Consider the following 8795-nt stretch of genomic DNA (forward strand, 5'->3'; position numbering starts at 1 on the left):
TATTATGAAAAAAACAATATTCATATTTTGTACCGCTTTTTCTATTTATGCTTCGGCACAAATGGCCATAGGCAAAGCAGAGATTACCAAACTCTCAGATAATGTCACACAAAATCCAGGGATTTCTTTAGAATTCGGATCAGACACTACAGAAAAAAAAGGATTGGTACTTCCATGGGTTACATCTGCAACATCAGTCACAGGCTCAGTAGACGGAACTATAATCTATGATACTACAGACCATAAAGTAAAATACAAAAGAGCAGGAAGTTGGTTTGATCTCACTGTAGACTCTAATGGAGCGGCAAACACTGTATTGCAAGATTCTAAAACCGAACTAAACAATGCAAAAGTAGCAATAGGAGCTAATGGAGCTACAGACACAACTTCTGGAATATTAGTACTTACTGATACCGATAAGGCAATGATACTTCCAAAAGTAGCAGAACCTCATCTTAATATCAAAAATCCTACCGCCGGAATGTTGGTATATGATACTAAAAATAGGCAACTTGCTGTTTTCAACGGAACAAATTGGTCTTTTTGGCAACCATAGAATTGTAGTTTTTTAAGAATAAAAGTAATAGCCTGCTCAATAAGAAGCAGGCTGTTTTTGTTAAAAAGAAATGTAATATCAAAAAAGGTTTATTTATTCTTTCAAATATCCCATTATACATGGTATTTTACTATTTGTTATTATTGATTTGACCTGTCGAGTATTTTTGGTGAATCATAAGTAAGTCGACTAAATTGCTGGTACCTAATTTTTTATAAATTCTTTTTTTGTAAGTACTGATGGTTGATACATGAATATTGAGTTCGTTTGAAATTTCTAGATTTCCATATCCTTTGAATAAGAGGTTGAAAACATTTCTTTCCCTTTCAGAAAGTTTTTCCAGAGGATTGATTGGTTGTTTGTGTATAGATGCCAGTATAAAATGTTCCACAATTTCGGGAGGGTAAAACTTTCCTGTATCGAGTACTTCTATAACAGCCTTTGCTATTTCGTCTTCGCTGCTGAGTTTGTTGAGGTATCCATTGGCGCCTTCCTGTATATACTGTACGGCTATAGACATTTCATATGATGAAAAAACTAATATTTTAATATCGGGCTGTATGCTTCTAATCTCGGGAATCATTTCCATATACTTGCTTTCAGGCATATTTATATCGAGCATAATGAGGTCATATGTATTTTTTTGAAGTCTATCCAGTACTTCAGGATAATCTTCCACAAAATCCGTTTCTATGTTTTCTATATGGCTTTCCAAAATCATAGCCGTACCTGCAACTACTACAAAATGGTCATCTGCAATGAGGATTTTTCTGTTCATTTCTTTATTTTTTTAGTATAAATTGGAATATGGTACCTTTAGGTGTGTTTTTAGTTATAACAAGTTTACTTTCAATAATTTGAAGTAATTGCAATACCAGATGTAGCCCTATTCCGTATTTCTGTAGTATTAGTTTTTCGTTTTCGATATTTTCCTGAAGCCATGTATAGTATTCTATCTGTTTGTCAGTCATACCTTCTCCTGTATCTGAAATATAGAGTATAATGTTTTCATCTTTATCATATTCGTAGCTGAATCGTATTACTCCGTTATAAGTATTTTTTACACAATTATCTAATATGTTGTGGACGATAACAGACAATACATTCCTGCTGATAAAAGATTCAACTTCCTTATCCACAGTATTCACAATTTTACTGCCCTTTTCTTTTGCTATTTCCTTAAAGAGTTCCTTTTTTTCATTTATCAGATCAGAGACTGAGTAAGATTGGTCATCAAATGCTGTATTATTATTATAGATATCAGCATATTCTTTAAGTGTTTTGGTAAAATGATAAAGCTGTGAAGAAGAATTGTATAGTGAATTGAGTGTTTTTTTCACATACTCTTCATTATAATTTCTCTTGTTTATAATACCGGAAACAGTTATGGCAATAAATTTTACCGGAGTTGTAATATCGTGTGTAATGGTGCCTATCAGTTTTTTTTGCTGTAAGGTTTCCCTTAGCAACTGTTTTTGTGTTGTTTCAAGATTTTTAACCATTTCTGAAAGATCAAGCGTCTTGTCATTAATAATTTTTTTCAGTCTTTTATTATTCTTCTTTAAAAATACTATCCTCCAACGTAATCCTATATAAATAAGGACAGCTACCATGAGCGCAGCAATTAATTTGAACCAGATAGTCTGGTAGAAATAGGGAGGTACGATAATTTTTATTTTTTTGTAATAAAATTTACCTTCATCAGATGCAAGAACCCGCAAGAAGAGTATATATTCCCCATACTCCAGTTTTGTTATGGAATATTTGTTGTATGCATTGTCTATATTTTCCCAATTATCATCGTCTTCTGTAGCTCTGTTGAATTTTGCCTGTATGATAAGATTATCGGGATTTCCGTAATGGGGAACATCTAGGTGGATATCCAACCTGCGGAAATTCTGGTTGAGCCTGATTTCGTCTTTAAAGGAAATTTTTTTTCCGTCCAGAACGGCGTTTTCTACATAAACCCCGTTTTTGGGAAATGTGTTTTTAATTTTGAGAGGGTTGAAAAACACTAAACCATCCAGAGAAGGTAATACAAAATCTCCATTTCCAAGTATATTTCCGCAAGGAGAACATCCTCCGTTAAACTCATTGGTATTAAACCCATCTTCTTTTGAAAACCTATAATAGAAGACTTTATGATTTTTATTTTCAACTGTTTTCAGCAATTCTTTTTTATTGACTCTGTATAGTCCGTTATTGGAGGGAATCCAAAAAAAGCCGTTTTTATCTTCCAGTAGAGTGTGAGGTGTTGAGAGATTTCCCTGTTCGTCATAAGGCATTTGTAGGAGACGGTTGTTTTTCAAAAGATAATAACCTCTTCCTAAAGTAAAAATCCAGAAATTGCCATCTTGTGTCCTTACAATATTACGGATTTGTATATTCTGATTTCCTATAAGGTCTTGCTTTTTTCCTGTTTTCAAAGAAACCTTGTATAGCCCGCTTCTGCAGCCTATAAGTACAGATTCGTCATCATACCTGATAACACTGGTGACTTCTGTTTTAAAATCTATTTTTCTTTCCAAAAATTTAAGATCTGCATCTTTGTATATATATAATAGTGCCGTAAAGTCTTCAGCTCTCAAACAGACAAAATACCGGTTACTTGCAAAGAATAGACTATATAAATCTGATTTATAAGATGATATGATTTCTTTTTTTCTGTAGGAATCTTTTTTTTTGTACCTACATATAGTCCTTTCATTATTATTAATGGTATAAATACTTTTTTCCGAATCATAACACATATAATAAGCGCTCATGCCTTTGTACTGGAAATCATTAACAATGCCTTCTTTTCCATATATCCTTCCTTGTGGTGTTATTACATTGGAGTCTCCTATTGTCAGGGTAGAATAAAAAATATTGTTGTTTGCTTCTATAGGGGAGTTAATCTTATTGGTGGTGAAAATAGAAAAATTTACGATACACAATCCCTTGGTGGTACTGCCTATATAGAGTCTGTGATTTTCTTCATCATAATAAGCACTTGAAATATGTGGAATTTCAGAGTTTTTATATTTATAAATTTCTTTTACCTGAAAAGTATTGTTTTCAAAGGTTACAAGATAGAATGTCTCATTATTTATCAGAAATATCTGATGATTAAGAGGAGACCAAATGATTTTTGAGTTTTTATCACTGAGCAGTGGTGAAAAATGGGTTCTGGTGATTTTTCCCTGATGAAATTCTTTAATAGAGCCTGAATTCTGGTCTATAAAAAATAAGATATCATTGCTGACAAAAAAATTTAATATATCGGTATTAGTGAGCTTGAGGCTGTATTTTAGTTCATTTGGGGAAGATTTTTTTTTGTAGATAATGGTGTTTTCGGAAAAAAAGTAGGTTTCTTTTTTGAGGTTGATATAAAAGCCGTTTCCCGATGTAGGAGGATCCACCAAAAACTCTTCTTTTTTATAGAAGTAATTATATCTAACATTGTACTTGCGGATGATTCTTGATGATTTGTGTTTTTTATCGGCTACCGATACTTTTCTTTGATGTATAAAGAGGCTTCTTTCATCAAACGGATCATTAATGAAAATGCTGTCTTTTTGTATATTCCCGTAAAAATATTTAAAACGCTGGCTATTGGTAGGGAATCTGTTGAATGTATACAGATTGGTACCATCAAAACGGACTATACCATTTTCTGTGGAAAACCATAAAAACCCATACTTATCTTTCAGGATATCTTTTATACTATTCTGAGGCAGTCCGTTGTCAGTGTTATACCATTTTTTATAAAGCCCTTCCTGTGCAGAAGCGCAAAATAGAAAATGAATGAAGAAACAGAATAAAAGTCTTTTCACAAAAAAATAAATGTATTAGTGTAAATAATCTTAATTTACTTTTGATAATAAATGCTTAATTTTTTAATTAAAAATTTTTGAATATCCATTTTTATCTAATTCTACAATATTGTTTTTCGTCAAAATATCGTCGGTTAAGTTTGCAAATAATTTCGTTTTAGATATAGCTGAAGATACTTTTTGATTTTATGATAATTACCAAGAAAATCTCTTTTAGCATTGCTTATGGCGATGTGGACTCATTTTAATGTGACACCTTCAAATTTCACTGCTTTTTGAAATGAGTTCTACAATCTTCTTCCGTTCCAAAATGGGCTGTAAAACTAAATAAATTCATTCCTAACTGCTTGATAAGTACAAATATAATAAAATTTAGACTTTTTTATTAATATTCAAAAAAAATTATATTTATCCATTAATTTTGTTAATTATTTTTGGTTTTTGGTTTTTTTAAATATAATTTCAATATATTTTCTTCCATGCTTTCATTTTTAAATAATACTTACAATTAGAAAAACAACCACAAAACTTACTTTTATAACAGATAATAAGTTTATATTCAATTTTTTGATTAAAGTTCCCCAAATAATATTATTCAATTTTATTGCATTTTGATTTGTTTTACAAAAAAAAGGCTATCCCATTAGATAACCTCTATTGCTTTCAAGTGTTTTAACAAACCCCTTAAAAACCTATGAAAAAAAAATTTAAATCACAAATATTCGTTTATTATGAATGCTGTGCAAAGATGTAATTTTATTACCCCTTTACAAATAAAAGTTTGTAGAAATATTACTACACGCGTGGTTTTTTTAACTACATTTTGTAGTGACAACAGGAGATTTACCATCAATGATCGGCGAATATTTTATTATTGAAATAAACGGAAGCATTGAGAGCTTACTCAGAAATAAATAGAGGATTCTATTGTAATCTATAAGATATTATTTTAGAAAAAGGTTATCCAACTATTGTCCGAACGATCTATAGTAGTAGATATACTAATTTATTTTCTTTTTTGTTCGAAGTATTTTTTAATGGCTTCACTTCTATTTCTTACGTGCAATTTTTCGTAAATACTTTTAGATATTTTTTTTATCGCATCTATAGACAAGCACATTTTATCGGCAATTTCTTTGTTTTGTAAGCCATCGCATATAAAATTCAATACTTCATATTCTCTTTTGTTTAGAGATTCAAGTTCAGGTGATAGCGATTTTTCTTCTGTTTCTTTGAAAAAATTCAGTATTTTTTTTGCGATAGGTGACGAAATAGGAGAACCATCATTATTAATAAGCAATAGCTTCTCTTCTAATGTTTCTAATGCATCTTTTTTTAGCAAATAGCCATCTGCACCAGCCTTTATAGAGCTAAAAATATTTTCTTCTTCTTCATGAACTGTAAGCATAATGACTTTAATATGAGGGTAGCTTTTTTTTACCTTCTCCACAGCATTTATGCCAGAAATACCAGGAAGATCAATATCCATTAATACAATTTCAGGTTCCATAAAATCAATTTCGCTCATAAATGATTCTGCATTTGAAAATTTCCCTGCTAATTCAAACTTATTGCTTTCGGTAAGTAAAATGTAAAGCGCTTTATGAAAGATTTGGTTGTCTTCTACAAATGCAATTTTAGTTTTAGTTTCTATATTCATTGAAATTGGTATTAAATTTTAATTTAAGAAAATGGTTAAACAAAAAGTAGATCCTTGCGGAGAGCTTTCTGTTAATACTATTTCAGAATTAATATGTTCTGCAGCTTTTCTGGCTTTTAGCAATCCAATGCCTGTTCCTGATACGTTTTCTATGGTATTGAGCCTTATAAATGGTTTAAATATTTTTTCTGTGTAAATTGATTTTATTCCTATCCCATTATCTTTGAAATTAATGCAAATTTTGTTTTCATCAAAAATAAAAAAAATGTCTATAGTTTTATTTTCATTATTATTATAGAGATATGCGTTGTCTATAATAGCAAGAATGGTTTTCTCCAAAAGAGAAGAGTCAGAATGTATTTTTATTTGAGAATGTTCGGATGTAATTGTATAGCTGTAATTTTTTTGATGTTTTGTATAGTTTTTTAATATGTTTTCTGTAAAAGAAATAAGTTCAACTTCCATATTTATAGGTATTGTGAGAATAATTTTATTGTACTCAAACATATTGTTGATAAATTTTTCTTCTTCTTGTATACTGTATTGTATAACGGAAAAGTAATGATCCAGACTTTCATAAGACTTGTTTTCAGCAATACCTTGTTCTATTTTGTCGATAAATGTATTGAATAAATAGATGGGAGATTTTAAAAAATAACTGGAAGCATCACTGAATACAATGTAATCTTCGGTTTGCTTTTTCAGCCTATATCTCGATTTTTTCAATTTTTTTGTAAGAGATAATAGTTTTCTGGTTTTTATATTCAGATAATAAAGGTAGGTAAATAAAAGGCCTACAATAATATTTATATTGGTTAAAAGAACAACATAGCTTTTATATATCCCGAGATATTTGTCTGCATGCCAATCATGAAAATAGCTCCTCAAAGAAGTATTATCTATAATAAAAAGTGTAAAAGAAAACAGGTTGATAATTATAAGATACTTCAGCTCTTTTTTTACGAACGCAATAGATGACGCAAATATGCAGGCAAGATAATAATATCCTAAGTAAGGATGCGAAAAATAATGCGAAGAGATAAATATGATAATATTGAAATAAAGAAAAGAAACGACCTTCGATAATAGATATTTTCTTTTACTATTAATGTAGTAAATAAAAATAGGGATAAAAGTTACTACCAAACTATAATTTGCACTCAGGAAAACACCAAGACTATAGTATATCATGGCGCTAATGAACTGATTGATAATATAACTTAAAAGCAAAATGTTTACAAATATTATTTTCAGATTTGTTTCATCATCGTTACCTCTGTATACGCCGATATGTACAATCCGAGCCAACTTCATAAACAAGCTGGATTTTATAGAACTAATTTGCATTGATATCTAATTTAAAAACAGAACCATTAGAGTTGCTATCATGTAAACTTAAAGTAGCATTGGCTTTTATAGCAGCAAGCTTTGCAATGGCTAATCCCAATCCGCTTCCCAAAACACCTTCCAATTCATTTATACGTTTGAAGGGTTCAAATACAGATTCTTTATAATTACTTTTAATACCTATCCCATTATCTTTTACAAAAACAGATAAAACATTTCCTTTATTTTCAGAATAAATAACTACTGACGGGAATTGGCTTTCATTATATTTAAGAGCATTGTCTACCAAATTCTGAAAAACAATCTCCAGAAAATAGGGATTAATATATAATGAAATATCTTCCAGATTATTCACAATACTGGCGTTTTTATATTTAAGCAAAAAAATAGACAAGCAATTATCTAAAAGTTCTTTTACCTGTATTCTGCTGAAGTTTTCCGGAGCATTATAAATATAGGAATATGCTAATAAATCATTAGTATATCTCTCATTTAGTTTATTGCTTTCCCTAATAAGTTTTATATAATAATTATTTTGCTTTTTATCTTCATTGTTTATCAGGTTGTTTTTTATTTTATTAAGAAAGCTATTAATGAGATAAATAGGGGTTTTTAGTGAGTGAGTTGCTGCCATACCAAAAGTTTGCATTTCTCTATTCTGTATACTTAGGGATCTTTTGGTAAGATACAGTTTCATTTTCAAATTTTTGAGCTTTACATCCTGATAATGGCTTATAGACACAAATAAAAAAGTAAGCCCAAACAAATAAAAAACAAGAACAGATAATAGAATAATATTATATACAGGCTTTATTTGAGGAGATAAAATATCAAAATTGATCAGATATTCACTTTTAAAAGATTGCATAAAAAATAAAGCTACAATCTGTACAATAAAAAAAAGCATTGTTTTTATTTCGTTAATAGTAAAAATAAAACCGGCAGTAACTATAGGAATAATGTAAAAATGGTTGAGAGCAATAGGATAGCCATGAACAGCTCCACTTACGAAAAGGAAAACTATGGCATATTCTAAAGAAATAAAACGAGCAATAAAAAAATGATTGTTTTTTACCAAATAAATACTCGAGAAAAAAAACAATGAAAAAAAGAGGTTGAGTAATGCCTGCCAATAAAATCCAAACAATAAATAAGGAATGGTTACAAATTGATTGAAAACAAAAACAGCCAAACTGATAACATTATTAAGTTGAAGTCTATTTTTTAGATAAATATCATCACTATAGTATATTACTCCATTATTAATTAATCTCAGGATTTTTATTTTATATCTATTGAAATTAAACATTATGAATTTTTTGGTTATACATTTCTCAAAATTAGTAGAGCTCTTATACTAAGAAACAGTTCAGAATTATAATTTTTTGAGAGTTATTTGTTATTGTAAAACTAAAAA

The 8795-nt window shown here is 29.6% G+C and carries 6 protein-coding genes and 1 pseudogene; 1 reads left to right on the forward strand and 6 read right to left on the reverse strand.

The window, feature by feature from the left end:
* The first annotated feature begins 4 nt into the window (after window positions 1-4).
* Window positions 5-556 (forward strand): hypothetical protein, encoded by a 552-nt coding sequence (locus tag AC2A1C_RS11375; RefSeq protein ID WP_484025834.1) that lies wholly within the window; start codon window positions 5-7, stop codon window positions 554-556.
* Window positions 557-686: 130 nt separating this feature from the next.
* On the opposite strand, the gene AC2A1C_RS11380 is transcribed toward AC2A1C_RS11375, so the two are convergent.
* The 6 genes and pseudogenes from AC2A1C_RS11380 to AC2A1C_RS11405 form a co-directional block, all read right to left on the reverse strand.
* On the reverse strand, window positions 687-1334 hold the full coding sequence (locus AC2A1C_RS11380; RefSeq protein ID WP_484025835.1) for a response regulator: 648 nt from the start codon (window positions 1332-1334) through the stop codon (window positions 687-689).
* Between the two features lie 4 nt (window positions 1335-1338).
* Window positions 1339-4371 carry a ligand-binding sensor domain-containing protein gene (locus tag AC2A1C_RS11385; RefSeq protein ID WP_484025836.1) on the reverse strand — a complete coding sequence of 1011 codons (3033 nt, stop codon included), beginning with the start codon at window positions 4369-4371 and terminating at the stop codon, window positions 1339-1341.
* 91 nt (window positions 4372-4462) lie between these two features.
* Window positions 4463-4610 (reverse strand): annotated as a pseudogene (locus AC2A1C_RS11390) (IS1595 family transposase); the annotation flags it as partial.
* A gap of 767 nt (window positions 4611-5377) precedes the next feature.
* Window positions 5378-6031 (reverse strand): response regulator, encoded by a 654-nt coding sequence (locus AC2A1C_RS11395; protein WP_484025837.1) that lies wholly within the window; start codon window positions 6029-6031, stop codon window positions 5378-5380.
* An 18-nt stretch (window positions 6032-6049) separates the two neighbouring features.
* Complete coding sequence (locus AC2A1C_RS11400) at window positions 6050-7378, reverse strand: sensor histidine kinase (RefSeq protein ID WP_484025838.1); 1329 nt, start codon at window positions 7376-7378, stop codon at window positions 6050-6052.
* Entirely contained in the window at window positions 7368-8687 is a 1320-nt protein-coding gene (locus AC2A1C_RS11405; RefSeq protein WP_484025839.1) for an ATP-binding protein, read from the reverse strand. Before AC2A1C_RS11405 ends, AC2A1C_RS11400 begins: the two co-directional genes overlap by 11 nt.
* Window positions 8688-8795: the final 108 nt, after the last annotated feature.

Source organism: Chryseobacterium sp. HNCC26DJ241, assembly GCF_057180505.1.